The following is a 26,131-nucleotide window of genomic DNA, read 5'->3' on the forward strand; positions in this document are numbered from 1 at the left end:
GGGGCCCTCCTTGTCCCTCTATCGCGAGTCCCCGTGGTTGCCGAGCCGCGCCAACTCGCTCTGGAACCAGTCGAGCCGGGCCTGGAGCAGCGCCGCCTCCGCGACCAGCTCCGGAAAGGTCCGGCCGGGCTCGGGGGCGCCCGCGTCGACGGCGGGCGCGGCCAGGACCTTCAGCCCCGCGCCGCCGCGCCGGGCGAAGTCGTCGAACGCCACGGTCGCGCGCGACCCCGCGCACACCGCGCAGACCGGCTCGACGACCCGCCATCCGGGCCGCCCCCGGCCCGCGTCGGCGAGGCCGGTCGCCCGCCGTCGGCAGCGGCACGGTCCGGCCGTGGCGGTGCGCACCCGCTGGCGGGCGTAGCGCATCCCGCGCTCGAACCGGATGTAGCGCCCGAGCACCGCTACTTCGAGCAGCAGCGCCCCTCGGTGCTCGGCCGTGCAGGTCAGCGCGGCCGCCTCGGCGCGCGTGTGCAGACAGTGGAAGCCGCAGTCGCAGAGCCTGGACGGCGAGCGGTGGCGCCGCCCGTAGGCGCAGTGGGCGTCGTCGAGGACGCCGTAGGGCAGGGCGGCGCCCAGCGAGATGCCGAGGAAGCCGGCCCGGGAGCCGTCCTGGGAGAGCGCCGCGTGGGCGATCTTGTAGCCGGTGGGCGGCTCCTTCGGGCGTTCCTCGGGGAGCCGCAGCCTCATCGGCCCGCCGTCACCTCGACGGGAGCTTCGGCCGGGACCTCCTCGGGCACGGGCGGCGCCTCGTCCCGTACGACATCCTCGGGCTGTTCCTCCGCGACACCAGTGGCGAGAGCCTTGCCGAGCTTCATGACGGCCTCCGACGGTACGACGGTACGGACATGAACGGACACACCGGTCTCTCATGGTGACGTACGCCCTGGCGGCCGCCAAGAGCGCCTGCGCACCAAACACTTCAGCGATGCTGTTGATCAACCGAAAGCAAATCTAAGTAGACCTTCACGCTCGCTTCGGCCCAGACTTCGCGAATGAGCACTCCCCGCCCTTTCGGGCGCGCACTTTGCGCCATGATCACGCCCTTCACCGCCGACGACCGCCTCGACCTCGACCACGCGCGGCGGCTGGCGGCGCACCTGGTCGCCGAGGGCTGCGACGGCCTGGTGCTCAGCGGCACCACGGGTGAGTCGCCCACCACGACCGACGCCGAGAAGGCGGCGCTCGTACGGGCGGTGCGCGCGGAGGTCGGGGACGACGTCCACGTCGTGGCCGGGGTCGGGACCGCCTCCACCCGGCACACCGTGGAGCTGTCGCGGCAGGCCGAAGAGGCGGGCGCGAACGGCCTGTTGGTGGTCTCGCCGTACTACAGCCGCCCGCCGCAGGACGCGGTGGAGGCGCACTTCCGCACGGTGGCGGACGCCACGGGGCTCCCCGTGATGCTCTACGACATCCCGGGCCGGACGGGCGTCCGGATCGGCACGGACGCGCTGCTGCGGCTCTCGGAACACGAGCGGATCGTGGCGGTCAAGGACTGCGCGTACGACCTGCTCGCCTCCACCAAGGTCATCGGTCGCACCTCGCTCGCGTACTACTCGGGCTGCGAGGAGACGAACCTGCCGCTGTACGCGGTAGGGGGCGCGGGATACGTGAGCACGGTGGCGAACGTGGCCCCGAGCCGGATGCGGGCACCGCTGGACGCCTACGACAAGGGAGACGTGAACGAGGCAGCCCGCCTCAACCACCTCACGCTCCCCCTGTCGGAACTGATGATGGCATCGGGCCTACCGGGCACGGTGACGGTGAAGGCGCTGCTGGACAACCCGGTGCGGGAGCCCCTGCGACCCGCGACCCCGGACCAGGCCGCCGTGTTGCGGAAGGCATACGACGACCTGATCCACTGAAGCACCCAGGGGCGCGGGGCTGTGACATCGTGCGGCTCCGCCGCGTGGGCGCGAGCACCCAAGACGACCCGCAGTCGACAACGCGCGCCCCAGGGACCTCAGTTGTGACTGTGCAGAATCTCGTTGAGCCCGCCCCACACCGCATTGTTGGGCCGGGCCTCGACCGCACCCGTAACCGAGTTCCGCCGGAACAGAATGTTCGAAGCCCCGGAAAGCTCGCGGGCCTTCACGATCTGCCCGTCGGGCATGGTCACCCGCGTACCGGCGGTGACGTAGAGCCCCGCCTCGACGACGCACTCGTCACCGAGCGCGATCCCCACCCCGGCCTCCGCGCCGACCAGGCACCGCTCGCCGATGACGATACGGACGTTTCCTCCCCCGGACAGTGTGCCCATCGTGGACGCGCCGCCGCCGATGTCGGAGCCGTTGCCGACGACGACACCGGCGGAGATGCGGCCCTCGACCATCGACGTGCCCAGCGTGCCCGCGTTGAAGTTCACGAAGCCCTCGTGCATCACGGTGGTGCCCTCGGCCAGGTGGGCGCCGAGGCGCACCCGGTCGGCGTCGGCGATGCGGACGCCCTTGGGGGCCACGTAGTCCGTCATGCGCGGGAACTTGTCGATGGACGTGACCTGGAGGTGCAGTCCGGCGGCGCGCGCGTTCAGCCGCACCCGCTCGACGTCGTCCACGGCGACCGGGCCGAGCGAGGTCCAGGCGACGTTGGCAAGCAGGCCGAAGAGGCCGTCCAGGTTCTGCCCGTGCGGCTTGACCAGGCGGTGCGAGAGCAGGTGCAGGCGCAGGTACGCGTCGTGCGCGTCCAGCGGCTTGTCGTCGAGCGAGGCGATGACCGTACGGACGGCGACGACCTCGACGCCCCGGCGCTCGTCGACGCCGAGGGCGTCGGCCGCGCCCTTCCCGACGAGAGCGAGGGCCTGGTCGGCGGTGAGCCGCTCGGTGCCGGCGGGACCGGGCTCGGCGATGAGCTCGGGGGCGGGGAACCAGGTGTCGAGGACGGTGCCGTCGCCGGCGAGGGTGGCGAGGCCGGCGGCGACGGCGCCGGTGGAGCGAGAAGCAGTAGCAGTCGTGTCGGTCATGGCAGAAAACCTAACCGGCGACGGCCCGCCGGGGCGAACCGGTCTCATGTCCCGGGCGCGCGTCACCCCCGGTCAGCGGCGCCGGAAGGCCGCGCGCCCACAGCACGGCGAGCCCGGCGAGGCCCGCGAGGGCGGCGCACAGCGGCCAGAGCAGACCGGGCGCGGCGCTGTAGAGGGCGCCGCCGAGCGGCGGGGCGAGCACCTGGCCGCTGATGGAGGCGCCCGCGTACAGGCTCTGGAAGCGGCCCTGGGCGTGGGCGGGCGCCTGGTCGGCCACGTACGCGGTGGCGGTGGTCTTGTAGAGGATCTCGCCGAGGGTGAGCGACACCATCAGGGCGAGGGCCCAGCCGAGGGCGGCGCCCGGGATGAGCAGCGCGTAGCCGAGGCCGACCAGGAGCAGCCCGCAGCCGACGACCGACAGCGGCGCGCGGCCGCGCAGGGCGTGGACGGCGGGCAGTTCGAGGCAGAGGATCACCCCGCTGTTGAGGGCGATGAGCCAGCCGTAGACGTGGGCGTCCATGCCGTGGTCGCCGAGGAAGACGGGCAGGGTGGAGTACTGCTGGCGGTAGACGACGTCGACGCAGACGATCGCGGCGAGCAGCACGAGCACGGCGGGCCGGACCCGCAGCTCCCGCCACAGGCCGGGCGCGCCGGGGTCGTAGGACGGCTTGGCGTGGGTGGCCGCGCGGGCGGGCAGCACCCGGGCCGCGTACGCCGCGAACAGCAGGGTGCCGGCGCCGTCGGCGGCGAAGAGCCAGCCGTACGACCAGTGGGCGGCGACCAGGGCGCCGAGCGGCGGCCCGACGGTGAAGCCCGCGTTGGACGCGAAACGCATCACGGCGAAGCCCTGGCGGCGGCTGCCCTCGGGGACGCCGACGGCGACGAGCGCGGAGTTGGCGGACCGCACGACTCCCGAGGCGTACTGGGCGAGCGGCAGGGCGGCGGCCAGCAGGGCGGTCGGCAGCAGCCCGAGGGTGACCAGGAGGACGCCGCTGACGACGGCTCCCGCGAGCAGGGCGCGCCGGTGGCCGTACCGGTCGCCGAACCAGCCGCCGGTGAAGTTCCCGGCGACCAGGCCGATGCCGCCGACCCCGCTGATCACTCCGGCCTGGCCGACGCTGAGGCCGCGCGGGCCGGTCAGGTACACGAAGAGGTAGATGAACGTGAAGCTGACGACCGCGTTGAAGAACATGCCGAAGCACAGCAGCCGGACGGTTCTCGGCACCGCGCGCAAGGTCTTCACGCCGTCGCCCCCCTGAGCTCGTTCGATCTCGTTTCCGAGTGAGTTCCTTATAGGAACGGACTATGTCAGCATGGAGACCGCAGGTCAACGGCGTACGGAAGGATGGGGGCATGCCTCAACGCACCCGTCTCCACGACGAGCACTGCGCCATCGCCCAGGCCCTGGACGTCGTCGGCGACTGGTGGACCCTCCTGATCGTGCGCGACGCCGCACGCGGGGTGCACCGCTTCGACGCGCTCCAGCGCGAACTGGGCATGTCCCGCAAAGTGCTCGCCGAGCGGCTGAAGCTGCTGGTCGAGACGGGGGTGCTGACCCGGGAGCCGTACCAGGACCGCCCGGTTCGGCACGAGTACCGGCTCACTCCGCGCGGCCGTGCCCTGCTGCCCGTACTGATCGCACTCCAGGACTGGGGAGACACCTGGGTGCTGGGAGAAGGAGAGGCGATGGCCACGGCGACGGAGGGCTCCGGGGAGACCGACCGGGTGCGGGAGCTGGTCGGCACGAAGGTGCCGGAGCTCCAACTCACCGACTACGACGGTGAGTTGCGGGACCCGGTGGCTCAGGAGAGCGCGTACACCGTGCTCTACTGCTTTCCCGGCGCGTACGCCCGCAAGGAGTCGTATCCGCCCGGCTGGGCGGGGATCCCGGGGGCGCCGGGCTGCACGCTCGAATCATGCACGTTCCGCGACCAGCTCGCCGAGTTCACCGCGGCGGGCGCGACCGTGCACGGCGTGTCCGGCCAACGCCCGGACGAGCAGCGGGCGTTCGCGGACAAGGAGCGGCTGCGCTTCCCGCTCCTGTCGGACGCGGACCTGACGCTGACGGCCGCGCTGCGGCTGCCGACGTTCCGCACGGCGGGGGTGAGCCGGCTCAAGCGCCTGACGCTGGTGGTCGACCGGGACCGTACGGTGATCGAGGCGCTGTACCCGATCACTGACATCGAGGCGAGCGTGCGGGCGGCGCTGGAGGCGGTGCGCCGGGCGGGGAGCTGAGCCTCAGTGCGCGGCGCCGCCGAGGTTGAGCAGCACCACGCCGCCGATGATCAGCGCGATCCCGGCGAGCTTGGCGGCCGTCATCGCCTCGCCCAGGAAGAGCATCCCGATGGCGGCGATGACGGCCGTGCCCGCGCCGGACCAGATCGCGTACGCCGTGCCGACGGACATCGACTTCAGGGTGAGCGAGAGCAGATAGAACGCGAGGAGGTATCCGCAGGCGGTGACCAGCGAGGGCCAGGGTCGCGTGAAGCCCTCGCTGTACTTCATCGCCGAGGTGGCGGCGATCTCCGACGCGATGGCGCAGGAGAGCAGGACGTACGGCATACGGACAAGCGTACACAGCGATGCGTACGGGTGTACATAACGGTTGGGGCGCGGAGCCCGTCTGCGGGCTGTGGTGAGTTGCTCGCACAGTTCCCCGCACCCCTGGGTATTTAGGGGCGCGGGGAACTGCGCGACCGGCCACCCACGGTCCGCAGCCGAAGGACCACGCCCCGCAGAGCGCTACCGCAACAGCCGCCCCAGCAACTCCCGCGCGTAAACCTGGTCATAGGCTCCGCCAGTAAGCAGCGCCTGGAGGCAGATGCCGTCCATCAGGGCGACCAGGCCCCGGGCCGTCACCGCGTCCGTGTGCCGGGCCAGGACCTCCGCCACACCCTCGGTCCACTCGGCGGCGACGGGCCGCAGCGGGGGCCGCCGCAGCGCCGCCAGATAGAGCTCGTACTCCAGCTCCACCCGCGCCCGGTCCCCCGCGATCCACTCGCCCATCAGCCGCGCGAGCTCCGCGGCCACGTCCACGCCCGGCTCGGCCAGCGCCCCGCTCTCGCGGATCGCGGCGGCGAAGCCCTCGTTGGCCTGGCGCAGCGCGGCGACCATGAGCTCGTCGAGCGTCTTGAAGTGGTACGTGGTGGAGCCGAGCGGCACATCGGCCTCGGCGGCCACGCTGCGGTGGCTGAGCCCGGCGATACCGCGCTCGCCGACCACGCGGATCGCGGCGTCGATGATGCGGCGCCGCCGGTCGGGGTCGTACCGGCGGGCCATCAGTCGCACGTTCCTGGGACGGGGGCCATGCCACGACCGTACCGGGCGGCCGGTCTCAGCCCTTGGGCGCCCGCGCGGCCAGCCAGTGGGAGAGGGCCTCGACGCGGGGCCGCAGCCGGGTGTTCTGGAAGGCCCGGATGCGCCAACGGCCGTCCGCGCCACGGACGATGACGTACGTCTGCACGGAGAGCGCCCGCCGCGAGGGCCTGCGCGCCCGGCCCTTGAGCACGGCACCGCGCGCGTGGACGAGGGCGACGCCGGGTGCGGGGAAGTCGGCGGCGGTGATCTCCGCGTACAGCCGTGAGCCCTTGAGGACCCCGTCGAAGAGCCCGCGGTGCCCCTCGACCACTGCCTCGCGGCCGACGAGGCGGCCGCCGTAGAAGGTGACGTAGTCGGCGTCCTCGGTGAAGTGCGCCCCGTACGCGTCGGCGTCGCCCCAGGCGAGACGGTGGCCCTCGAAGAGCTCGCGGACGGAGTGGAGATCGGCGTCGACGGTCGACATGGGCATGGCTGTCTCCTGAGATTCGGGTACGATTAATTGCACACATGCAATATATGCACGCATGCATGCATTGGGCAATCCCTCACCGAGACAGGACGAGACATGCCGGACCAGGAGAGAGCGCGTGAGACCGAGGATCTGCTGCGGCGGGGCGCGGCCACGTACCGCGCGTATCTGACCGCCGTGGTCCTGCACGGCCAGGCGGCGGCCGACGTCCTCGGCCAGAACCCGACCGACCTCTACGCCCTCAACGTCCTGGAACTGGCGGGGCCGCTCACCACGGGCGCGCTCGCCGAGCGGATCGGGCTGACCCAGTCCGCGACGACGCGGCTGGTGGACCGGCTGGAGAAGGCGGGACGGCTGCGCCGCGCCCCGGACCCGGCCGACCGCCGCCGGGTGGTGGTCGAGCCGGTCCCGGTCCCGGCGGAGGAGGACGAGCAGGCGTTCGGCGCCGCGCGCCGACGGATGGCGGAGGTCTTCGGCGGCTTCGCCCCGGACGAACTCCGCGTCCTGTTCCGCTACTTCGAAGCCGCCGCCCCCGCACTTCGGGAGGCGACGGCCGAGACGAAGGGGGTGCCGCCGACGGGCGGCGCAGGGGTCAGCCGGTGACGGTGAACCAGGTGGCGCGGGACTTCTTCCACTCGGGGTGGGTGAGGTCCTTCGCCTCGGTCCCGTCCCCGTACAGGTCGGCCGACCCGTCATCGGTGATCAGCTGGGCGCGGGCCCCCGGCACCGACAGGTCCGGCACGTCCACGACGGCCTCCCAGCCGCCCGGGTCGCTGGTGGGCAGGTCGCGCAGCTTGACCGGGGCGTGCGCGGCGACGCCGTCCCAGGAGTAGAGGGCGTACGGGTCGGAGTTGTCGTCGGCCGCCCACGACCCGGCGACGATCAGATACTGGTCGGCGGCGTTCTTGCGGATGTCCCGGATGCTCAGCCCGCCCAGATCGAGTTCGATCGGCGACCCGAACACCGCCTTGACCCCGCTCCCCACCACCTTGTCGATGTTGGTGACGGGCACGATGAGCGCCTTGCCGCCGCCCGCCGGGGGCACGAGCGGCGCCCGGAAGCCGACGTACGCGGTGGTGGTGGACCCGGGCGCGAACTCAAGGCCCTCCACGTTGAACCCGTCGGTCTGCTTGGGCGCCTGCCCGGCGGCGGTCGCGGCGGCGAAGCCGTACCGGTCGCCGTGGGCGCGGTCCCAGGCGACGAGGTCGTCGCGCAGCTTCTTGTACGAGCGGCCGAACGTGAGCTGGGCGGTGGCCCCGGAGCCGGTGACGGTGGTGGTGAAGACGGTGTTGCGGTCGGCCTTGTACTCGCCGTCCTTGTTGTTGCCGAGCGAGCCGGTCCAGTAGACGGTGTTGCCGACGCGGGCGGCGCCCTCGATGTCGATCTCCTTGCTGACCCCGAGCCCGGAACTGAAGTCCCAGGTCCGCACGGGCGCGCCGGAGGCCGAACGGTCGTAGAGCCGCAGCGTGTTGGACTCGTCGTCGGCCACGACGACGTACCCGCCACCCACGTCGACGGCGGCGGAGGCGTCGCTGGACCCGGTGAAGTACCGGGTGTCGGAGGCGTACTGGACGGCGGCCGAGGCTGCGTAGTGCAGCGTCTTGGTGACGCTCTTGCCGCCGAGCCCGGTGACCTTGAGGGTGAGGTCGGTGTACCCGCGCCCGCGCGCGGCCACCGCCACCTGCCGGGTTGCCCCGGTCCCGGTGATCTTCACGTCCCCGGTCCCGGCGACGGAGGCCTTGGTGCTGGCAGAGGCGGCGACGGTGAGCGCGCCCGCGTCGGCTCCGCTCTGTCCCACGGTCACGGTCACCACAGGGTCCGCGCTCGCCCCCACGGCGCCCGAGAGGTGTCCGGCCGAGAGCGAGAGGGTCGGGGTGCCGTAACCGGCCGCGTGCGCGGGTGCGTTCAGACCCATGCCGGCCAGCGTGAGAGCCCCGCTCACAGCCGCAAGGGCGACGCGCTTCGAAGGGGAGACGTCATACAGCACTGGGTGCCTCTCGTCGGCGTGATGTCGACGAGAAGGCTCCGGTGCGTGCGCCAAATTCTCCCGTACGAGATACGTACGGGAGGCGAACAGATCCGTACGGCCGCCGGTGTCGGTCGATCCGTTCCGGGAGTGAGGGACTGACCGCACCGGCCACCGGGCCCCGTGCCCGCCACCCACACCAGGGCGGCGTTGCCTGGCTTTCGTGGTGCAGCGAGAACGGTTCACCGATCATGGCGCACCCCAGCGCTTCCTGCTGTAGCAGCTCCGCTTGGACACGGGTCGGAAGTTGCCGCCGCTCGTGCTGGCCCGCCTGCGCCATCGTTAAGATGCGAGGTCGTGGGACGACCTGTCCGAGGGGGAACGTGCAGCCCTCCTGGCCGACCCCGACGAGGAGGTGCGCGGCATGGTCCTGCGGTCGCGGGAGCGGCACGATCGGGAGCGTGATCCCGCCCGGGTGGAGGCGGAACTCCCCAAGCACAGCAGTCACTTCCGCACCCACCTGCTGATGCACGCCGCCCTCAGCCGCGCCGTCGTCGAGACGGTGCTGGCCAGCCCGACGCGGCACGACGAGCGGCGAATGATCGCGTCCAACCGAGGCCTGCCCGCCGACGTCATGGCCTGCTCGCCCGCGACCCGGACCCCAAGGTGCGCGAAGACATCGCCGAACGGCCGGATCTGGGGCCGGACGAGCTCCGGCTGCTCGCCGGCGACCCCGATCCGGCCGTTCGCCTGGCCGTTTCCCGACACCCCGCCCTGACCGAGGAGGAGCGGGCGGCCATCGCGTACGAAATCACCCAGGACGGCCCCTTCCGGCACCGTGGGCTGCCCTCCGCGCCGATGGACCCCGAGGAGACCCGCCGCCGCGCGCTCTCCGGCCATCCGCTGCTACGCCGGTGCGCGGCCGGGGACCCCGGTCTGCCGCCCGACCTGCTGACCCTGCTGGCCGCCGACCCCGACCTCGGCGTACGCGTGCTCCTCGCCCAGAACCATCCGGACGCCCCGCCGGAGCTGCTGCTCCGCTGCTTCCTGGAGTACACCGGCCGGGGCCGCGAGGACCTGCCGGCCCGGGTGAACTTCCCGGCTACGGGGCTCGCGCGGCACGCCGACGACGAGGACCCGGCGGCGGTCCGGGCGCTCGCCGCCCGGGACCCCGAGGCCGACGCGGAAACCGTCGAGCGGCTCACGCGGGACCCGGATCCACAGGTGCGGGAGGCGTTCGCGGGCCATCCCCGGCTGCCGGTGACCCGGATCGTGGAACTGCTCGACGACGAGGAGCTGGCCTCTGCCGCGGCGGCCAACCCGGCACTGCCCGTCGAGGTCATGCGCCGCCTGGTCGAGCCCCTGTAACGCGAAGGGCCCCCGGCACCATCGGTACCGGGGGCCCACGCGACGTACGAGCGGGATCAGACGTTGAACCCGAGCGCCCGAAGCTGCTCGCGGCCGTCGTCCGTGATCTTGTCCGGGCCCCACGGCGGCATCCAGACCCAGTTGATCTTGAGTTCGTTGACGATGCCCTCCGTCGCCGACTTCGCCTGGTCCTCGATCACATCGGTCAGCGGGCAGGCCGCCGACGTCAGGGTCATGTCCAGGGTGGCGATGTTGGCGTCGTCGATGTGGATGCCGTAGATGAGGCCCAGGTTGACGACGTCGATGCCCAGCTCGGGGTCGACGACGTCGTACAGCGCCTCGCGGACTTCTTCCTCGGAGGCCGGCTTCAACGTGGCCTCTGCGTTCTCGGTCATGCGCTCTTCCTCTCGGCTCCGGCGCCCAGCGCCTGGGCCGTCGCGTCCTTCCAGGCCATCCAGCTCAGCAGAGCACACTTGACGCGTGCGGGGTACTTGGAGACGCCGGCGAAAGCCACCGCGTCCTCCAGGACCTCCTCCATCGCGTCGTCCGGCTCCAGCTTGCCCTTGGACTGCATCAGCGCCAGGAAGGTCTCCTGGATCCGCTGTGCCTCGTCCAGCTCCTTGCCGACCAGCAGGTCGTTGAGGACCGAGGCGCTCGCCTGGCTGATGGAGCAGCCCTGGCCCTCGTACGAGATGTCGGAGATCTGCGAGCCGTCGTACTTCACCCGCAAGGTGATCTCGTCGCCGCACGTCGGGTTCACGTGGTGCACCTCGGCGTCGCCGTCCCGCAAGCCCCGCCCGTGCGGGTGCTTGTAGTGGTCCAGGATGACGTCCTGGTACATCGAATCCAGCTTCACGTCGCTACCCCTAGCCGAAGAAGTTCCGTACGTGCTCCAGACCGTCCACCAGGGCGTCGACCTCGGCGGGCGTGGAGTACAGGTAGAAAGACGCTCGCGTGGTCGCGGGAATTCCGTAGCGCAGGCAGACCGGGCGTGCGCAGTGGTGGCCGACCCGGACCGCGATGCCCTCCTCGTCGAGGACCTGGCCCACGTCGTGCGGGTGGATGTCGCCGAGCGTGAAGGAGATCGCGGCGCCCCGGTCCTCGGCCGTGGTCGGGCCGATGATCCGCAGGTCGGGGACCTCCAGCAGGCGCTTCACCGCGTACTCGGTGATCGCGTGCTCATGCGCGGCGATCTTGTCCATGCCGATCGCCGAGAGGTAGTCCACCGCCGCGCCGAGGCCGACGGCCTGGGCGATCGGGGGCGTACCGGCCTCGAACTTGTGCGGCGCCGGAGCGTACGTCGACGAGTGCATCGAGACCGTCTCGATCATCTCGCCGCCGCCGAGGAAGGGGGGAAGGTCTTCCAGCAGCTCCTGGCGGCCCCACAGGACGCCGATGCCGGTCGGGCCGCACATCTTGTGGCCGGTGAAGGCCACGAAGTCGGCCTGGAGCGCCTGCACGTCCAGCGGCATGTGCGGCGCGGCCTGCGAGGCGTCGATGCAGAGCAGCGCGCCGACCTCCTGGGCGCGGCGGACGATCGCCTCGACCGGGTTGACGGTGCCCAGCAGGTTGGAGACCAGCGTGAAGGAGACGATCTTCGTCTTCTCGGTGATGATCTCGTCGATGTTGGAGAGGTCGAGACGGCCGTCGTCGGTGAGGCCGAACCACTTCAGCTTCGCGCCGGTGCGCTGCGAGAGCAGCTGCCACGGCACGATGTTGGAGTGGTGCTCCATCTCCGTGATGACTATCTCGGTCTCGTGGTCCACGCGGTAGGGCTCGTCGGCCCAGCCCAGCATGTTGGCGACCAGGTTGAGCGACTCCGAGGCGTTCTTGGTGAAGATCACCTCGTCGCGGCTCGGCGCGTTGATGAACGCGGCGACCTTGTCGCGCGCGCCCTCGTACAGCGCCGTGGCCTCCTCGGCCACCGTGTACACGCCACGGTGGACGTTGGCGTTGTGCCGCTCGTAGTACTCGTTGAGGGCGTCGAGCACCTGGCGCGGCTTCTGCGAAGTCGCCGCGCTGTCGAGGTACACGATCTTCTTCCCGTCGTGGACCACACGGTCCAGCAAGGGGAAGTCCTTGCGGATCGCCTCGGTGTCGAGGAGGCCCGGCAGAATCGTCACTCGGAAGCGCCGCCCTTCGTGCTGTAGGCCTCGTAGCCCTCGTTCTCCAGCTTGTCGGCGAGCTCGGCGCCGCCGGACTCGACGATGCGGCCCTCGGAGAAGACGTGGACGAAGTCAGGCTTGATGTAGCGCAGGATGCGCGTGTAGTGGGTGATCAGCAGGGTGCCGACCTCGCCGGTCGCGCGGACGCGGTTGACGCCCTCGGAGACCTGGCGCAGCGCGTCGACGTCCAGACCGGAGTCGGTCTCGTCGAGGATCGCGATCTTCGGCTTGAGGAGCTCCAGCTGGAGGATCTCGTGGCGCTTCTTCTCACCGCCGGAGAAGCCCTCGTTGACGTTGCGCTCGGCGAAGGCCGGGTCCATCTGGAGCTGCTCCATCGCGGACTTGACCTCCTTCACCCAGGTGCGCAGCTTGGGCGCCTCGCCGCGCATGGCGGTTGCGGAGGTGCGCAGGAAGTTGGAGACCGAGACGCCGGGGACCTCGACCGGGTACTGCATGGCCAGGAAGACGCCGGCGCGGGCGCGCTCGTCGACGGACATCTCCAGGACGTCCTCGCCGTCCAGCGTGACCGTGCCGCTGGTGATCGTGTACTTGGGGTGACCCGCGAGCGAGTACGCGAGGGTGGACTTGCCGGAGCCGTTGGGGCCCATGATGGCGTGGGTCTCGCCCTGCTTCACGGTCAGGTCGACGCCCTTGAGGATCTCCCGGGGGCCGTTCTCGGCTTCCACGGAGACGTGCAGGTCGCGGATTTCAAGCGTTGCCATGGGGACTTAGTTCTCCTGGGATACGGAGACGAGCACATCGTCCCCTTCGATCTTTACGGGATAAACGGGCACGGGTCGCGTCGCGGGGAGGCCGGACGGCTTGCCGGTACGGAGGTCGAAACTGGAGCCGTGCAGCCAGCACTCGATCTGGCAGTCCTCCACCTCGCCCTCCGACAGGGAGACGTTGGCGTGCGAGCAGATGTCGTTGATCGCGTACACCTCGCCCCCGGTGCGGACGACCGACACCGGCGTGCCGTCGAGTTCCACCCGCTTCGGGGTGTCCTCCTCCAGCTCGCTCAGTGCGCAGACGCGGACGAAGGCGGACATCAGACCGACGCCTCCAGCTCCGCCTCGATCTTGGCGAGCAGTCGTTCCTCGACGTCCGCGACACCGATCTGCTGGACCAGCTCGGCGAAGAAGCCGCGGACCACCAGACGGCGGGCCTCGCCCGCGGGGATGCCGCGCGCCATCAGGTAGAACAGCTGCTCGTCGTCGAAGCGGCCGGTGGCCGAGGCGTGACCGGCGCCGGCGATCTCGCCGGTCTCGATCTCCAGGTTCGGCACGGAGTCGACGCGGGCGCCGTCCGTCAGGACCAGGTTGCGGTTCATCTCGTAGGTGTCGGTGCCCTCGGCCTTGGCCTGGATGAGGACGTCACCGATCCACACGGCGTGCGCGCCGTCGCCCTGCAGGGCGCCCTTGTACACGGCGTTGGACTTGCAGTGCGGCGTGTTGTGGTTGACGAGGAGGCGGTGCTCCTGGTGCTGGCCCTTGTCGGTGAAGTACAGACCGAAGAGCTCGGCCTCGCCGCCGGTGCCCGCGTAGGAGACGCGCGGGTGCAGACGGACCAGGTCGCCGCCGAAGGTGACCACGACGGACTTGAAGGAGGCGTCGCGGCCGACCAGCGCGTTGTGCTGGGCGACGTGGACGGCCTTGGCGTCCCAGTCCTGCACCGAGACGACGGTCAGCTTGGCGCCGTCGCCCAGGACGAAGTCCACGTTGGCGGCGAGCACCGCGTCACCGGTGTGGTCGATGACCACGACGGCCTCGGCGAACGCGCCCAGCTCGACGAGCTGGTGCGCGAAGACGGTGCCGCCCTCGCCGTGCACGGCGATGCGGATCGGCTCGGTGAGGACCGCCTCCTTGGCGACGGTGACGACCGAGGCCTTCTCGAACGAGGAGTACGCCTGGGCGGCGACGCGGTCGACGGGCGTGCCGGCCCGGCCGAGCCGGGCGTCGTCGCGGCCGACGGTCTCGACGGTGACGCCCTCGGGGGCCGTCACCTCGACGCGCAGTCCGTCACCGGTGGCGACGGCGGTGCCGTCGTGCAGCCCGCGCAGCCGCTCCAGCGGCGTGAACCGCCACTCCTCCTCGCGGCCGTGCGGAACCGGGAAGTCCGCCACGTCGAAGGACGGGGGCGCGCTCATGCGCGTGGCGACGGTCGACTCGGCGGCCACCGCGAGCGAACCGGCGGTGGTGGAGCCCGCCGGTGGGGGTCCCCCTGCTCGAACGGAGTTGAGAGTGGGGGCGTTCTGAGCCTCAGCCATGGCTGTCGTAGTGCTCTCTTCCTAGATCAGTCTGCGTGCGCTGCTGGGGGTCGGTCGTCAGGCTGTGCTAGCCGACCGAACCCTCCATCTGCAGCTCGATCAGCCGGTTGAGCTCCAGGGCGTACTCCATGGGCAGCTCCTTGGCGATCGGCTCGACGAAGCCGCGCACGATCATCGCCATCGCCTCGAACTCGGTCAGACCGCGGCTCATCAGGTAGAAGAGCTGGTCCTCGGAGACCTTGGAGACGGTCGCCTCGTGGCCCATGGACACGTCGTCCTCGCGGACGTCCACGTACGGGTACGTGTCGGAGCGGGAGATGGTGTCGACCAGGAGCGCGTCGCAGAGCACGTTCGACTTGGAGCCGTGGGCGCCCTCGCCGATCTCGACCAGACCGCGGTACGAGGTGCGGCCGCCGCCCCGCGCCACCGACTTGGAGACGATGTTGGAGGACGTGTTCGGCGCCATGTGGACCATCTTGGAGCCGGCGTCCTGGTGCTGGCCCTCGCCCGCGAAGGCGATGGACAGGGTCTCGCCCTTGGCGTGCTCGCCCATCAGGTAGACGGCCGGGTACTTCATGGTGACCTTGGAACCGATGTTGCCGTCGATCCACTCCATGGTCGCGCCCTCGTACGCCACGGCGCGCTTGGTGACCAGGTTGTAGACGTTGTTCGACCAGTTCTGGATCGTCGTGTAGCGGCAGCGGCCGCCCTTCTTCACGATGATCTCGACGACGGCGCTGTGCAGCGAGTCCGAGGAGTAGATCGGGGCGGTGCAGCCCTCGACGTAGTGGACGTAGGCGTCCTCGTCGACGATGATCAGCGTCCGCTCGAACTGGCCCATGTTCTCCGTGTTGATACGGAAGTAGGCCTGGAGCGGGATGTCGACCTTGACGCCCTTGGGCACGTAGATGAACGAGCCGCCCGACCACACGGCCGTGTTCAGCGACGCGAACTTGTTGTCGCCGACCGGGATGACCGTGCCGAAGTACTCCTGGAAGAGCTCCGGGTGCTCCTTCAGCGCGGTGTCCGTGTCGAGGAAGATGACGCCCTGCTCCTCCAGGTCCTCACGGATCTGGTGGTAGACGACCTCGGACTCGTACTGGGCCGCGACACCGGCGACGAGGCGCTGCTTCTCCGCCTCCGGGATGCCGAGCTTGTCGTACGTGTTCTTGATGTCCTCCGGCAGGTCCTCCCAGGAAGCGGCCTGCTTCTCGGTGGAGCGCACGAAGTACTTGATGTTGTCGAAGTCGATGCCCGAGAGGTCGGAGCCCCAGTTCGGCATGGGCTTCTTGTCGAACAGCCGCAGGCCCTTGAGGCGCAGCTTCAACATCCACTCGGGCTCGTTCTTCTTCGAGGAGATGTCGCGGACGACGTCCTCGGAGAGCCCGCGCTTGGCAACGGCACCCGCCGCGTCGGAGTCGGCCCAGCCGTACTCGTAGTTGCCCAGGCCCTCAAGTTCGGGGTGGGCAGTCTCCGTGGGGAGAGTCATGCGGGGTTCCTCCCGGCCGTGCTTGTGGATGCTGATTCGGTGGTCTGTGGTGCGCTGTGCGGGATGAACGTCGTGCACACCCCGTCGCCGTGGGCGATGGTGGCCAGACGCTGCACATGGGTTCCGAGCAGGCGGGAGAAGAACTCCGTCTCCGCCTCGCACAGCTGCGGGAACTGCTCGGCCGCGTGGGCGACCGGGCAGTGGTGCTGGCAGAGCTGCTCGCCCCGTCCGGGGAGGGGCGCGCTGCGCGCCGTAGCAGCGTACCCGTCGGCGGTCAAGGCCTTGGCCAACGCCTCGGTGCGCGCCTCGGGCGGTACCGCCTCGACGGCCTCGCGATAGCCCTTGGACTGGGACTCGATCCGCGCCCGGGCGAAGGCGACGACGGCTTCCTCGCCGACCGCGCCACCGCCCGCGGACTTCTCGATCCAGCGGAGCGCGTCCACGGCCAGCTTGTCGTACGACTGGTCGAAGGCGTCCCGCCCGCAGTCCGTGAGGGCGAAGACCTTGGCGGGCCTGCCACGGGTCCGTGCCCCGTACACCCGCTGTTCGCGGGGGGCCACGACCTCGTCGGCCACCAGGGCGTCGAGGTGGCGGCGGACGGCGGCCTGAGTGAGGCCGAGGCGCTTCGCGAGGTCCGCGACGGTGGAGGGCCCGTGGTCCAGGACGGAGCGCGCGACCCGGTTGCGGGTGGACCGCTCACCGGTCGCGAGTTCCTCCTGCGGAACCTCGCCAACGTTTTTCACAACACCATTGTTGCGTAATTCCTCAGAACCTGACAAGCGGTGTCTTGATCGTTGAACGGTGCGGTGCATCACTTAGGCATACCTAAGATGACCTGCGGAAACGATCTCTGATCGATCAAACGGGGCTTCCTTGTCAAGGCGCCGCCGACCGGCTTGACCTCGGCGTATGACGTGTCGAGGCCCTTTTCGAACACCCGTCTCCGCGCTCGTCCGGCCGGGTCCGCGCAGGAGCCTGGCCGGGCCTCCGGCGGCCGGAAAACAGAGGTCGCGCATCCGCGCGTCCGCGCCCCCGTACGACCCCCGCCCCACGGTCCGGCGCGCCGCCCGCCCTGCCTAGACTTGCCGGTCATGAAGAGCGAGTCCGTCGTCCAGGTGGCCGGCCTGGTCAAACGGTACGGATCGAAGACCGCCGTGGACGGCCTCGACCTGCGGGTCGCCGCCGGGACCGTCACCGCTGTCCTCGGCCCCAACGGTGCCGGCAAGACCACCACGATCGAGACCTGCGAGGGCTACCGCAGACCGGACGCCGGCACGGTCCGCGTCCTCGGCCTCGACCCGGTCACCGAGGCTGAACGGCTCCGCCCGCGCATCGGCGTGATGCTCCAGTCCGGCGGCGTCTACTCGGGCGCCCGCGCCGAGGAGATGCTCCGCCACATGGCCAAGCTGCACGCCCACCCGCTGGACGTGCCCGCGCTCATCGAGCGCCTCGGCCTGGAAAGCTGCGGGCGCACCACCTACCGCCGGCTCTCCGGCGGCCAGCAGCAGCGCCTCGCGCTCGCCATGGCCGTGGTCGGCCGCCCCGAGCTGGTCTTCCTGGACGAGCCGACCGCGGGCCTGGACCCACAGGCCCGCCGCGCCACCTGGGACCTCGTACGGGAACTGCGCGCCGACGGCGTCTCCGTGGTCCTGACCACGCACTTCATGGACGAGGCCGAGGAGCTCGCGGACGACGTGGCGATCCTCGACGCGGGCAAGGTCGTCGCCCAGGGCTCCCCCGAGACGCTGTGCCGCGGCGGCGCCGAGAACACGCTCCGCTTCACCGGCCGCCCCGGGCTCGACCTCGCCTCCCTCCTCAAGGCGCTGCCCGACGGCTCGGCCGCGGCCGAGCTCACCGCGGGCGCGTACCGCATCAGCGGTACCGTCGACCCCCAGCTGCTCGCCACCGTCACCTCCTGGTGCGCCCAGCACGGCGTGATGCCCGACGGCATCGCGGTCGAACGCCACACCCTCGAAGACGTCTTTCTGGAACTGACCGGTAGGGAGCTGCGCTCGTGACGCTGGACGACACCTGCATCGGCCGGGGGTCCGGCCCGCGGCGCAGCCGCTGTCAGACGCAGCGTCCCCCGGGAAGACACAGCCTGGAACTCACGGGCAGGGAGCTGCGCCGATGAGCGCCGGTACCGGTACGTACACGCCGAACCCGGGGGCCGCACCCGTCGGCCGGATGATCGGCGCGCAGACCGCCCTCGAGACCCGGATGCTGCTGCGCAACGGCGAGCAGCTGCTGCTCACCGTGGTTATCCCGGCACTGCTGCTGGTGCTGTTCAGCGCGGTCGACATCATCGACACCGGCGCGGGCGAGTCGGTGGACTTCCTCACCCCGGGGATCCTCGCGCTCGCCGTGATGTCCACCGCCTTCACCGGCCAGGCCATCGCCACCGGCTTCGACCGCCGCTACGGCGTGCTGAAACGGCTCGGCGCGTCCCCGCTGCCGCGCTGGGCGCTGATGACCGCCAAGACACTGTCGGTGCTGGTCACCGAGGTCCTCCAGGTCATTCTGCTGACGGTGATCGCCTTCGCGCTCGGCTGGTCGCCGCACGGCAACCCGTTCGCCGTACTGCTGCTCCTGGTGCTCGGCACGGCCGCGTTCTCCGGGCTCGGGCTGCTGATGGCGGGCACGCTCAAGGCCGAGGCGACGCTCGCCGCGGCCAATCTGGTGTTCCTGCTGCTGCTCGTGGGCGGCGGGGTCATCGTGCCGATGGACAAGTTCCCGGACGGCGTGCAGACGGCGCTCGGCCTTCTGCCCGTCTCGGCCCTCTCGGACGGGCTGCGGGACGTCCTCCAGCAGGGGGCGTCGATGCCCTGGGGCGACCTGGGGATCCTGGCGGTCTGGACGGTCCTGGGCCTGGGCGCGGCGGCGAAGTTCTTCCGCTGGGAGTAGGGGCCGACTGCCGGTGTGCGGCCCCCCTCGTGCCGTGTTCTTCCGGGGGAGCCGACTCCCCCCGGGACCCCCTCGTGAAAACGTGCACAAACAGCCCCCTACGATAGGGCGCATGCCGAACGTGACCCGAGCCGATGTGGCTCAGGCGGTGCGCAACCCGCTCGCCTTCATCGCCGAGCGGTGGACACCGTCCCCGCGGACCGTCCAGCGCGCGGCGCTCACCGCCGTCGTCATGGCCGTCGTCATCGTGGTGACCGGCGGCGCGGTGCGGCTCACCGGGTCCGGGCTCGGCTGCCCGACCTGGCCCAAGTGCACCGACCAGAGCCTGACGCCGACCGGCGAGATGGACTTCCACAGCGCCGTCGAGTTCGGCAACCGCATGCTGACGTACGTGCTGTGCGCGGCAGTCGGCTGGGCGATCATCGCGGCCCGGGCCGCGAGCCCGTGGCGGCGCGGTGTCACCCGGCTCGGCTGGATCCAGTTCTGGGTCGTCATGGGCAACGCGGTCCTGGGCGGCATCGTCGTCCTGGTCGGCCTCAACCCGTACACCGTCGCGGCGCACTTCCTGCTCTCCACCGCGCTCCTCACGGTCGCGATGATGACCTGGCAGCGCACCCGCGAGGGCGACGGTGAGCCGCGCCCGCTGGTGGGCAAGGCCGTGGTCCAGCTGACCTGGCTGCTTGTGGTCGCAGCGGGCGCGCTGGTCGCGGTCGGCACGGTCGTCACCGGCGCCGGGCGCCACGCGGGCGACTCCAGCGACGTGGACCGCATCCCGTTGAACTGGACGATGATCAGCCAGCTCCACGCCGACCTGGCCTGGGTCGTGGTGGCCCTCACCGTGGCGCTCTGGTTCGTCCTGAAGGCCGTGGACGCCCCGGCGGGCCCGCGCGGCCGGGCCCGTGACCTGTTCCTGGTGCTGATGGGCCAGGGCATCGTCGGATACGTCCAGTACTTCACCAAGACGCCCGAAGCCCTGGTCGCGCTGCACATGTTCGGCTCGTGCCTGGTGTGGATCGCCGTGGTGCGCGTGCTGCTCTCGCTGCGCGAGCGGCCGGAGATCTCCGCGCCCGTCCCGGCCCAGTCAGACCCGGCGCTCACCCGCGCCTGACAGCCCGTACACCCGCCGGGCGTTGCCCGCCCCGATCATCGCGGCGACCCGCTCCGCGTCCGTACGGGCCCACGCGCCGTCGGCCACCCAGGCGCCCAGGACCCGGCTCAGCGCGTGGGTGAACAGCCGCGCGCCCACCACGTGCAGCTCGGGCAGCCCGCGCGCGCCGCTGGAGTAGAGCAGCTTCCCGAACGGCGCCAGCTCCAGGAGCTCGGCCAGCACGTCGGCGGCCCTCGCCCCCGTACGCACCAGGGCGGGCCCCACGTCCGCGTACACATGCGGGAAGACGCTCGCCAGATGGGCGGCCTGGCGGTGGTACGGATAGCCGTGCAGCAGCACCAGGTCCGTGCCCAGGCCGTTGGTCGCGGCGGCGAACCCGGCGAGCCCGGTCGCGTCGTCCATGCCGAGCCGCAACTGGAGCGGCCGCCCCGAGGCGACCGCGCTCCACAGCAGGTGCCGCAGCAGCACGGGGTCCTCCAGCGGCTCCTGGATGCGGCGCCGGGTGAGCCAGCGGCCCGCCGCCCCGCGCACCTCGCCGGGCCCGGGCGGGTCCGGGTCGAGGCACTGGCGCACGGCCGTGACGGAGACGAAGGCGACGGCCGAGGCGGCCGCGGTGTGCACGGCCTCGGCGAGGTTGGCGAGGAAGGCGTCGACGGTGCCCGAGGTGTCGGCGACCTGCTCGGCGAGGAGTTCGAGGCGGACGATCTCATGGGCGTCGGCGGCCCCGGCGGCGGCCAGCTCCCCCGGCCTGGTCAGATCGCCCGGCAGGCCCGTGTCCACCAGATAGGTGGAGACGCCCGAGCCGCGCAGGAGCCGTCCGACGGTCTCCAGGGCGCCCAGCTCGCGCCGGCGGGCGAGATAGCGGGCGGGGGCGCAGTGCGCCTCCAGGCCCAGCAGCGGCGGGCACCAGCGGCGGACGGCAAAGCCGGTCTGGGTGTCGAAGAACGTGGTGCCGGGGGCGGGCGGACCGCCGGTCCTGCCGAGCTGCGTCTCGAACGTGCCGAGCCCCAGCTCGGTGCGGAGCACTCCGTGGCAGTACTGGTCCACCAGCTCCGGCTGCGGCACGGCGAGGATCATCCGGGGCTCCCTGGGTGGTGTGCTTCCACCTCACTAACGGGTGAGCCCCGGATGAGTGTTGCTGTTGCCGTTCAGCCGTTCTTAGGACCGCCGAGCTGGATCCCGGCCATCCGGGTCCACTCGTAGCGACCGGTCCTCACCTTGGCCGCGAACTCGCCGTCGAAGTCCTCGTGGACGGTGATCCCGGCCTTCTCGACCGCGCTCAGGGCGATCGCGTGGCTGGGGGCCACCAGGTCGCCCCAGCCGCCGTCCTCGCCGACGAGCACGATCCGCGCGCCGCGCTGGCCGATGTACGCCACCTGGCCCTCGGCGCCGCCGTGCTCCTTGGCGAAGTGGCCGATCTGCTTGGCGAGGCGCGCCGCCCGCCGCTCGGCCTTGGCGGCCTGCTTCTCGTCAACCTGGGTTTCTGCCATGTCCAGGATGCTACTCGCGAGTAGATCCACATGCGACGGGAGGGCCCAGTGGTTTCCACCACTGGGCCCTCCCGGCGAAGAGCGGGCGACTACCGCAGGAACGGGTCCACCGCGACCGCCACGAACAGCAGCGAGACGTAGGTGATCGACCAGTGGAACAGGCGCATCTCCTTGAGCTTGGCGCCCGTCACCTCCGACTTCGCCCGGTTCTGCAGCCCGTGCGCCTCCCACAGCCAGAAGCCGCCGGCCAGCAGCGCCACCAGCGTGTAGAACCAGCCGGTGTAGCCCAGCGGGGTCAGCAGCAGGGAGACGGCGACCATCAGCCAGCTGTAGACCACGATCTGCTTGGCGACCACCTTGTTGGAGGCGACGACCGGCAGCATCGGCACGCCCACGCGCGCGTAGTCCTCCCGGACCTTCATGGACAGCGGCCAGTAGTGCGGCGGCGTCCAGAAGAACATCACGAGGAAGAGGATGACCGGCGCCCACGACATGGAGTTGGTGACGGACGACCAGCCGATGAGCACCGGGAGGCAGCCTGCGATGCCGCCCCACACGATGTTCTGCGAGGTGCGGCGCTTGAGGATCATCGTGTAGACGACGACGTAGAAGAGGAGCGCTCCGAGTGACAGCCAGGCCGACAGCCAGTTGACGGCGAAGCCGAACAGGAGCGTGGAGACGACCGCGAGGGTGATACCGAAGGCGAGGCACTCGCGCGGCGAGACCATCCCGGTGACCAGCGGCCGCTGCGAGGTGCGGTCCATCAGGGCGTCGATGTCGCGGTCGATGTACATGTTCAGCGCGTTGGCGCCACCCGCGGAGAGGAAGCCGCCGACGGTGGTGGTCAGCACCAGCCAGAGTGACGGCACGCCCTGCTCGGCCAGGAACATCACCGGAATGGTGGTGATGAGGAGCAGTTCGATGATCCGCGGTTTGGTCAGTGCCACGAACGCCTTGACGCGGGCCCCGAACGGCCGATGGGCCCCCGGGCTGGGAGTCAAGACGACCCCTGCGGGTCGGGACTCGACGGCCGTCACGCACACCCCTGACAGAGAATTCCCAGCAAGTCCCGGGGCAATCGGTCGGATGGGCCCGGACGTTCCGGGCATGAGAACCCGGTGAAGACTTGCGCGTACCACGCCACTGTAGACGTTGCCCATACGCCGCCCTTCGCGGGGGTGGGCTCGTGTTGGGACCGGGTCACGAAGACTTCGCCGTGAGGCGGAAGCGACCCGTCTTCGGCACTCTGGAGGTGTGTGTCCCAACCCGTGGGCAGTCGAAAAAATGAGCGTTCCGGCGGGGGTAGGCTCGACAGCGCCCGGTGCGCCCACAGTCACCGGGATCGAACATGTGGAGAGGAGCCCTGACTCAGGGTGAGCACCAAGCCGACCACCACAGACCTTGAGTGGACCGAACTGGACCAGCGGGCCGTAGACACCGGCCGCGTCCTGGCCGCGGATGCTGTACAGAAGGTCGGCAACGGCCATCCTGGTACGGCGATGAGCCTGTCCCCGGCCGCGTACACCCTCTTCCAGAAGGTGATGCGCCACGACCCGGCGGACGCCGACTGGACCGGGCGCGACCGCTTCGTGCTGTCCGCGGGCCACTCGTCCCTCACGCTGTACATCCAGCTCTACCTGGCCGGGTACGGCCTGGAGCTGGACGACCTGAAGGCGTTCCGCACCTGGGGCTCCAAGACCCCGGGCCACCCGGAGTACGGCCACACCACCGGCGTGGAGACCACCACCGGCCCGCTGGGCCAGGGTGTCGCCAACGCCGTGGGCATGGCCATGGCCGCCCGCTACGAGCGCGGCCTGTTCGACCCGGAGGCGGCCCCGGGCACCTCCCCGTTCGACCACTTCGTCTTCGCGATCGCCGGCGACGGCTGCCTCCAGGAGGGCATCTCCGCCGAGGCGTCCTCGATGGCCGGTCACCAGAAGCTGGGCAACCTGGTCCTGCTCTGGGACGACAACCACATCTCGATCGAGGGCGACACCGAGACCGCCGTCTCCGAGGACACGCTGAAGCGGTACGAGGCGTACGGCTGGCACGTCCAGCGCGTGGCGCCGCAGGAGAACGGCGACCTCGACCCGAAGGCGCTGTTCGAGGCGATCGAGGCCGCCAAGGCCGAGACCGAGCGTCCCTCCTTCATCGCGATGCGCTCGATCATCGCCTGGCCCGCCCCGAACGCGCAGAACACCGAGGCCGCGCACGGCTCGGCGCTCGGCGACGACGAGGTCGCGGCCACCAAGCGCGTCCTGGGCTTCGACCCCGAGAAGACCTTCGAGGTCGCCGACGAGGTCCTCGCGCACACCCGCGCCGTCCTGGACCGCGGCCGTGAGGCCCGTGGCGAGTGGGAGAAGTCGTTCGCCGCCTGGCGCACCGCCAACCCGCAGCGCGCCGCCGAGTTCGACCGCGTCAACGCGGGCGAGCTGCCCGAGGGCTGGGAGGAGAAGCTCCCGGTCTTCGCGTCCGGCAAGGGCGTCGCCACCCGCGCCGCCTCCGGCAAGGTCCTGCAGGCGCTGGGCGCGGTCATCCCCGAGCTGTGGGGCGGCTCGGCCGACCTCGCGGGCTCGAACAACACGACGATCGACAAGAACTCGTCGTTCCTGCCCGAGGGCAACCCGCTGCCGGAGGCCGACCCGTACGGCCGCACGATCCACTACGGCATCCGCGAGCACTCGATGGCCGCCGAGATGAACGGCATCGCGCTGCACGGCAACACCCGTATCTACGGCGGCACCTTCCTGGTGTTCTCCGACTACATGCGCAACGCGGTGCGTCTGTCGGCCCTGATGCACCTGCCGGTGACGTACGTGTGGACGCACGACTCCATCGGTCTGGGCGAGGACGGCCCGACCCACCAGCCGGTCGAGCACCTGGCCTCGCTGCGCGCGATCCCGGGCCTCAACGTCGTCCGCCCGGCGGACGCCAACGAGACCGCCATCGCCTGGCGCGAGATCCTCAAGCGCTACACCAAGGTGTTCGGCAAGGGCGCCCCGCACGGCCTGGTGCTGACCCGCCAGGGCGTGCCGACGTACGAGCCCAACGAGGGCGCCGCCAAGGGCGGTTACGTGCTGTTCGAAGCCACCGGCCCCTCGGGCGAGACCGCTGACGCCCAGGTCGTCCTCATCGGCACCGGCTCCGAGGTCCAGCTCGCCGTCGAGGCGCGCGAGCAGCTCCAGGCCGAGGGCGTCCCGACCCGGGTCGTCTCGATGCCGTCCGTCGAGTGGTTCGAGGAGCAGGACCAGGCGTACAAGGACAGCGTCCTGCCGCCGTCGGTCAAGGCGCGGGTCGCGGTCGAGGCCGGTATCGGCCTGACCTGGCACCGGTACGTGGGCGACGCGGGCCGCATCGTCTCGCTGGAGCACTTCGGTGCTTCCGCGGACGGCAAGGTGCTCTTCCGCGAGTTCGGCTTCACCGCCGAGAACGTGGCCGCCGCCGCCCGGGAATCTCTCGCCGCCGCCGCGCGCTGACGCCGGTATACGAACTAGTAGGAGATGCATTTCTCATGACAGACGCACTCAAGCGCCTCTCCGACGAAGGCGTCGCGATCTGGCTCGACGACCTGTCGCGCAAGCGGATCACCTCCGGCAACCTCGCCGAGCTGATCGACCAGCAGCACGTCGTGGGTGTCACGACCAACCCGTCGATCTTCCAGAAGGCGATCTCCTCGGGTGACGGCTACGAGCAGCAGCTCGCCGACCTCGCCGCCCGCAAGGTCACCGTCGAAGAGGCCATCCGCATGATCACGACGGCGGACGTGAGGGACGCCGCCGACATCCTGCGCCCGGTCTTCGACGCCACCGAGGGCCAGGACGGCCGGGTCTCCATCGAGGTCGACCCGCGCCTGGCGCACAACACCAAGGCCACCGTCGCCGAGGCCAAGCAGCTGGCCTGGCTGGTGGACCGGCCGAACACGCTCATCAAGATCCCGGCGACCAAGGCGGGCCTGCCCGCGATCACCGAGGTCATCGGCAAGGGCATCAGCGTCAACGTCACGCTGATCTTCTCCCTTGAGCGCTACCGCGAGGTCATGGACGCCTACCTGGCCGGCCTGGAGAAGGCCAAGGCGCGCGGCCTGGACCTGGCGAAGATCCACTCCGTGGCGTCCTTCTTCGTGTCCCGCGTGGACACCGAGATCGACAAGCGGATCGACGCGCTCGGCACCGAAGAGGCCAGGGCCGCCCGCGGCAAGGCCGGTCTCGCCAACGCCCGCCTGGCCTACGAGGCGTACGAGGAGGTCTTCTCCTCCGACCGCTGGGCCGCGCTGGACAAGGCGCACGCCAACAAGCAGCGCGCGCTGTGGGCCTCCACCGGCGTCAAGGACAAGGCGTACAAGGACACCCTGTACGTGGACGACCTGGTCGCCCCCAACACGGTGAACACCATGCCGGAGGCCACCCTGGAGGCGGCAGCCGACCACGGGCAGATCACCGGCGACACCGTCTCGGGCACCTACGAGCAGGCGCGCGCCGAGCTCGACGCCGTCGAGAAGCTGGGCATCTCGTACGACGAGGTCGTGCAGCTCCTTGAGGACGAGGGCGTCGAGAAGTTCGAGGCCGCCTGGAACGACCTGCTCAAGTCCACCGAGGCGGAGCTCCAGCGCCTCGCACCCTCGGAGGCGTAAAT

General features: G+C 70.8%; 29 protein-coding genes. 10 read left to right on the top strand and 19 right to left on the bottom strand.

Going from position 1 to position 26,131, the window contains the following annotated elements; all coding sequences use genetic code 11:
* Positions 1-18: 18 nt before the first annotated feature.
* A complete protein-coding gene (locus ACZ499_RS04430) occupies positions 19-687 on the bottom strand; it encodes a hypothetical protein (protein WP_468672208.1) in 669 nt (222 codons plus the stop codon).
* Positions 684-857, bottom strand: coding sequence for a hypothetical protein (locus ACZ499_RS04435; protein ID WP_385541684.1), 174 nt, complete (start codon positions 855-857; stop codon positions 684-686). The genes ACZ499_RS04430 and ACZ499_RS04435 overlap by 4 nt, the downstream gene beginning before the upstream one ends.
* Before the next feature lie 135 nt (positions 858-992).
* On the opposite strand from ACZ499_RS04435, the gene dapA reads away from it, so the two are divergent.
* The gene (dapA, locus tag ACZ499_RS04440) at positions 993-1,862 is read left to right on the top strand and encodes a 4-hydroxy-tetrahydrodipicolinate synthase (RefSeq protein WP_468672211.1); all 870 of its coding nucleotides are present in this window, start codon (positions 993-995) and stop codon (positions 1,860-1,862) included.
* Positions 1,863-1,960: 98 nt separating this feature from the next.
* Here the strand turns inward: dapA and dapD are convergent, their stop codons facing one another.
* Together dapD and ACZ499_RS04450 are read right to left on the bottom strand one after the other, a co-directional pair.
* Entirely contained in the window at positions 1,961-2,956 is a 996-nt protein-coding gene (gene dapD / locus ACZ499_RS04445) for a 2,3,4,5-tetrahydropyridine-2,6-dicarboxylate N-succinyltransferase (protein WP_468672213.1), read from the bottom strand.
* Between the two features lie 10 nt (positions 2,957-2,966).
* Positions 2,967-4,199, bottom strand: coding sequence for an MFS transporter (locus ACZ499_RS04450; protein WP_468672215.1), 1,233 nt, complete (start codon positions 4,197-4,199; stop codon positions 2,967-2,969).
* Positions 4,200-4,309: 110 nt separating this feature from the next.
* Here ACZ499_RS04450 and ACZ499_RS04455 point away from each other — a divergent pair, with 110 nt between their 5' ends.
* Positions 4,310-5,191 carry a winged helix-turn-helix transcriptional regulator gene (locus ACZ499_RS04455; RefSeq protein ID WP_468672217.1) on the top strand — a complete coding sequence of 294 codons (882 nt, stop codon included), beginning with the start codon at positions 4,310-4,312 and terminating at the stop codon, positions 5,189-5,191.
* 3 nt (positions 5,192-5,194) lie between these two features.
* Here the strand turns inward: ACZ499_RS04455 and ACZ499_RS04460 are convergent, their stop codons facing one another.
* The 3 genes from ACZ499_RS04460 to ACZ499_RS04470 form a co-directional block, all read right to left on the bottom strand.
* Positions 5,195-5,518, bottom strand: coding sequence for a DMT family transporter (locus ACZ499_RS04460; RefSeq protein WP_468405066.1), 324 nt, complete (start codon positions 5,516-5,518; stop codon positions 5,195-5,197).
* Positions 5,519-5,698: 180 nt separating this feature from the next.
* Positions 5,699-6,235, bottom strand: a complete 537-nt coding sequence (locus ACZ499_RS04465; RefSeq protein WP_468672219.1) for a TetR/AcrR family transcriptional regulator — start codon at positions 6,233-6,235, stop codon at positions 5,699-5,701.
* A gap of 55 nt (positions 6,236-6,290) precedes the next feature.
* Positions 6,291-6,743, bottom strand: a complete 453-nt coding sequence (locus ACZ499_RS04470) for an SgcJ/EcaC family oxidoreductase (RefSeq protein WP_468672221.1) — start codon at positions 6,741-6,743, stop codon at positions 6,291-6,293.
* 96 nt (positions 6,744-6,839) lie between these two features.
* On the opposite strand from ACZ499_RS04470, the gene ACZ499_RS04475 reads away from it, so the two are divergent.
* A complete protein-coding gene (locus ACZ499_RS04475) occupies positions 6,840-7,346 on the top strand; it encodes a MarR family winged helix-turn-helix transcriptional regulator (protein WP_468672223.1) in 507 nt (168 codons plus the stop codon).
* Here ACZ499_RS04475 and ACZ499_RS04480 read toward each other — a convergent pair.
* The gene (locus ACZ499_RS04480) at positions 7,336-8,658 is read right to left on the bottom strand and encodes a hypothetical protein (protein ID WP_468672225.1); all 1,323 of its coding nucleotides are present in this window, start codon (positions 8,656-8,658) and stop codon (positions 7,336-7,338) included. The two genes, ACZ499_RS04475 and ACZ499_RS04480, sit on opposite strands and share 11 nt — an antisense overlap.
* Positions 8,659-9,133: 475 nt before the next feature.
* Between ACZ499_RS04480 and ACZ499_RS04485 the strand changes: the two genes are divergently transcribed.
* Positions 9,134-9,487, top strand: coding sequence for a hypothetical protein (locus ACZ499_RS04485; protein ID WP_468672227.1), 354 nt, complete (start codon positions 9,134-9,136; stop codon positions 9,485-9,487).
* Positions 9,376-10,077: a hypothetical protein gene (locus ACZ499_RS04490; protein ID WP_468672229.1), complete on the top strand. Its 702-nt coding sequence runs from the start codon at positions 9,376-9,378 to the stop codon at positions 10,075-10,077. The genes ACZ499_RS04485 and ACZ499_RS04490 overlap by 112 nt, the downstream gene beginning before the upstream one ends.
* Positions 10,078-10,133: 56 nt before the next feature.
* Here the strand turns inward: ACZ499_RS04490 and ACZ499_RS04495 are convergent, their stop codons facing one another.
* From ACZ499_RS04495 to ACZ499_RS04530, 8 genes are all read right to left on the bottom strand, one after another.
* The gene (locus ACZ499_RS04495) at positions 10,134-10,472 is read right to left on the bottom strand and encodes a metal-sulfur cluster assembly factor (RefSeq protein WP_101387762.1); all 339 of its coding nucleotides are present in this window, start codon (positions 10,470-10,472) and stop codon (positions 10,134-10,136) included.
* Positions 10,469-10,933, bottom strand: a complete 465-nt coding sequence (gene sufU, locus ACZ499_RS04500) for a Fe-S cluster assembly sulfur transfer protein SufU (RefSeq protein WP_385541660.1) — start codon at positions 10,931-10,933, stop codon at positions 10,469-10,471. Before sufU ends, ACZ499_RS04495 begins: the two co-directional genes overlap by 4 nt.
* Positions 10,934-10,943: 10 nt before the next feature.
* Positions 10,944-12,200, bottom strand: a complete 1,257-nt coding sequence (locus tag ACZ499_RS04505; protein WP_468405081.1) for a cysteine desulfurase — start codon at positions 12,198-12,200, stop codon at positions 10,944-10,946.
* The gene (sufC, locus tag ACZ499_RS04510) at positions 12,197-12,964 is read right to left on the bottom strand and encodes a Fe-S cluster assembly ATPase SufC (protein WP_468405083.1); all 768 of its coding nucleotides are present in this window, start codon (positions 12,962-12,964) and stop codon (positions 12,197-12,199) included. Before sufC ends, ACZ499_RS04505 begins: the two co-directional genes overlap by 4 nt.
* 6 nt (positions 12,965-12,970) lie before the next feature.
* Positions 12,971-13,291, bottom strand: coding sequence for a bifunctional 3-phenylpropionate/cinnamic acid dioxygenase ferredoxin subunit (locus ACZ499_RS04515; RefSeq protein ID WP_468405085.1), 321 nt, complete (start codon positions 13,289-13,291; stop codon positions 12,971-12,973).
* Positions 13,291-14,508 carry a Fe-S cluster assembly protein SufD gene (gene sufD / locus ACZ499_RS04520; protein ID WP_468672235.1) on the bottom strand — a complete coding sequence of 406 codons (1,218 nt, stop codon included), beginning with the start codon at positions 14,506-14,508 and terminating at the stop codon, positions 13,291-13,293. Before sufD ends, ACZ499_RS04515 begins: the two co-directional genes overlap by 1 nt.
* Before the next feature lie 67 nt (positions 14,509-14,575).
* Positions 14,576-15,997, bottom strand: coding sequence for a Fe-S cluster assembly protein SufB (gene sufB / locus ACZ499_RS04525; protein WP_385541651.1), 1,422 nt, complete (start codon positions 15,995-15,997; stop codon positions 14,576-14,578).
* On the bottom strand, positions 15,994-16,740 hold the full coding sequence (locus ACZ499_RS04530; protein WP_468672237.1) for a helix-turn-helix transcriptional regulator: 747 nt from the start codon (positions 16,738-16,740) through the stop codon (positions 15,994-15,996). Before ACZ499_RS04530 ends, sufB begins: the two co-directional genes overlap by 4 nt.
* Before the next feature lie 348 nt (positions 16,741-17,088).
* Between ACZ499_RS04530 and ACZ499_RS04535 the strand changes: the two genes are divergently transcribed.
* The 3 genes from ACZ499_RS04535 to ACZ499_RS04545 all read left to right on the top strand — a co-directional run bounded on the left by ACZ499_RS04535 (position 17,089) and on the right by ACZ499_RS04545 (position 20,009).
* A complete protein-coding gene (locus ACZ499_RS04535; protein WP_468672240.1) occupies positions 17,089-18,015 on the top strand; it encodes an ABC transporter ATP-binding protein in 927 nt (308 codons plus the stop codon).
* Between the two features lie 112 nt (positions 18,016-18,127).
* On the top strand, positions 18,128-18,901 hold the full coding sequence (locus ACZ499_RS04540; RefSeq protein ID WP_468672243.1) for an ABC transporter permease: 774 nt from the start codon (positions 18,128-18,130) through the stop codon (positions 18,899-18,901).
* Between the two features lie 112 nt (positions 18,902-19,013).
* Entirely contained in the window at positions 19,014-20,009 is a 996-nt protein-coding gene (locus ACZ499_RS04545) for a COX15/CtaA family protein (protein ID WP_468405095.1), read from the top strand.
* On the opposite strand, the gene ACZ499_RS04550 is transcribed toward ACZ499_RS04545, so the two are convergent.
* From ACZ499_RS04550 to ACZ499_RS04560, 3 genes are all read right to left on the bottom strand, one after another.
* On the bottom strand, positions 19,983-21,086 hold the full coding sequence (locus ACZ499_RS04550) for an amidohydrolase (protein WP_468672245.1): 1,104 nt from the start codon (positions 21,084-21,086) through the stop codon (positions 19,983-19,985). The genes ACZ499_RS04545 and ACZ499_RS04550 overlap by 27 nt on opposite strands.
* Positions 21,087-21,157: 71 nt before the next feature.
* Positions 21,158-21,499 carry a hypothetical protein gene (locus tag ACZ499_RS04555; RefSeq protein ID WP_468405099.1) on the bottom strand — a complete coding sequence of 114 codons (342 nt, stop codon included), beginning with the start codon at positions 21,497-21,499 and terminating at the stop codon, positions 21,158-21,160.
* Positions 21,500-21,588: 89 nt separating this feature from the next.
* Entirely contained in the window at positions 21,589-22,542 is a 954-nt protein-coding gene (locus tag ACZ499_RS04560) for a heme o synthase (protein ID WP_385541641.1), read from the bottom strand.
* A 330-nt stretch (positions 22,543-22,872) separates the two neighbouring features.
* Between ACZ499_RS04560 and tkt the strand changes: the two genes are divergently transcribed.
* Together tkt and tal are read left to right on the top strand one after the other, a co-directional pair.
* Positions 22,873-24,975 (top strand): transketolase, encoded by a 2,103-nt coding sequence (tkt, locus tag ACZ499_RS04565; protein ID WP_468672248.1) that lies wholly within the window; start codon positions 22,873-22,875, stop codon positions 24,973-24,975.
* 35 nt (positions 24,976-25,010) lie between these two features.
* Positions 25,011-26,129: a transaldolase gene (gene tal, locus ACZ499_RS04570; protein ID WP_468672250.1), complete on the top strand. Its 1,119-nt coding sequence runs from the start codon at positions 25,011-25,013 to the stop codon at positions 26,127-26,129.
* The last annotated feature ends 2 nt before the right edge of the window (positions 26,130-26,131 follow it).

The organism is Streptomyces sp. NPDC031265, from assembly GCF_055570295.1.

What these genes read in the sequence shown, in the direction of transcription:
- ACZ499_RS04430 (WP_468672208.1), bottom strand. Translation starts at nt 687, where the DNA reads ATGAGGCTGCGGCTCCCCGAGGAACGCCCGAAGGAGCCGCCCACCGGC.
- dapA (WP_468672211.1), top strand. Translation starts at nt 993, where the DNA reads ATGAGCACTCCCCGCCCTTTCGGGCGCGCACTTTGCGCCATGATCACG.
- dapD (WP_468672213.1), bottom strand. Translation starts at nt 2,956, where the DNA reads ATGACCGACACGACTGCTACTGCTTCTCGCTCCACCGGCGCCGTCGCC.
- ACZ499_RS04455 (WP_468672217.1), top strand. Translation starts at nt 4,310, where the DNA reads ATGCCTCAACGCACCCGTCTCCACGACGAGCACTGCGCCATCGCCCAG.
- ACZ499_RS04460 (WP_468405066.1), bottom strand. Translation starts at nt 5,518, where the DNA reads ATGCCGTACGTCCTGCTCTCCTGCGCCATCGCGTCGGAGATCGCCGCC.
- ACZ499_RS04465 (WP_468672219.1), bottom strand. Translation starts at nt 6,235, where the DNA reads ATGGCCCGCCGGTACGACCCCGACCGGCGGCGCCGCATCATCGACGCC.
- ACZ499_RS04470 (WP_468672221.1), bottom strand. Translation starts at nt 6,743, where the DNA reads ATGCCCATGTCGACCGTCGACGCCGATCTCCACTCCGTCCGCGAGCTC.
- ACZ499_RS04475 (WP_468672223.1), top strand. Translation starts at nt 6,840, where the DNA reads ATGCCGGACCAGGAGAGAGCGCGTGAGACCGAGGATCTGCTGCGGCGG.
- ACZ499_RS04480 (WP_468672225.1), bottom strand. Translation starts at nt 8,658, where the DNA reads ATGGGTCTGAACGCACCCGCGCACGCGGCCGGTTACGGCACCCCGACC.
- ACZ499_RS04485 (WP_468672227.1), top strand. Translation starts at nt 9,134, where the DNA reads ATGGTCCTGCGGTCGCGGGAGCGGCACGATCGGGAGCGTGATCCCGCC.
- ACZ499_RS04495 (WP_101387762.1), bottom strand. Translation starts at nt 10,472, where the DNA reads ATGACCGAGAACGCAGAGGCCACGTTGAAGCCGGCCTCCGAGGAAGAA.
- sufC (WP_468405083.1), bottom strand. Translation starts at nt 12,964, where the DNA reads ATGGCAACGCTTGAAATCCGCGACCTGCACGTCTCCGTGGAAGCCGAG.
- ACZ499_RS04515 (WP_468405085.1), bottom strand. Translation starts at nt 13,291, where the DNA reads ATGTCCGCCTTCGTCCGCGTCTGCGCACTGAGCGAGCTGGAGGAGGAC.
- sufD (WP_468672235.1), bottom strand. Translation starts at nt 14,508, where the DNA reads ATGGCTGAGGCTCAGAACGCCCCCACTCTCAACTCCGTTCGAGCAGGG.
- sufB (WP_385541651.1), bottom strand. Translation starts at nt 15,997, where the DNA reads ATGACTCTCCCCACGGAGACTGCCCACCCCGAACTTGAGGGCCTGGGC.
- ACZ499_RS04535 (WP_468672240.1), top strand. Translation starts at nt 17,089, where the DNA reads ATGAAGAGCGAGTCCGTCGTCCAGGTGGCCGGCCTGGTCAAACGGTAC.
- ACZ499_RS04540 (WP_468672243.1), top strand. Translation starts at nt 18,128, where the DNA reads ATGAGCGCCGGTACCGGTACGTACACGCCGAACCCGGGGGCCGCACCC.
- ACZ499_RS04545 (WP_468405095.1), top strand. Translation starts at nt 19,014, where the DNA reads ATGCCGAACGTGACCCGAGCCGATGTGGCTCAGGCGGTGCGCAACCCG.
- ACZ499_RS04550 (WP_468672245.1), bottom strand. Translation starts at nt 21,086, where the DNA reads ATGATCCTCGCCGTGCCGCAGCCGGAGCTGGTGGACCAGTACTGCCAC.
- ACZ499_RS04555 (WP_468405099.1), bottom strand. Translation starts at nt 21,499, where the DNA reads ATGGCAGAAACCCAGGTTGACGAGAAGCAGGCCGCCAAGGCCGAGCGG.
- tal (WP_468672250.1), top strand. Translation starts at nt 25,011, where the DNA reads ATGACAGACGCACTCAAGCGCCTCTCCGACGAAGGCGTCGCGATCTGG.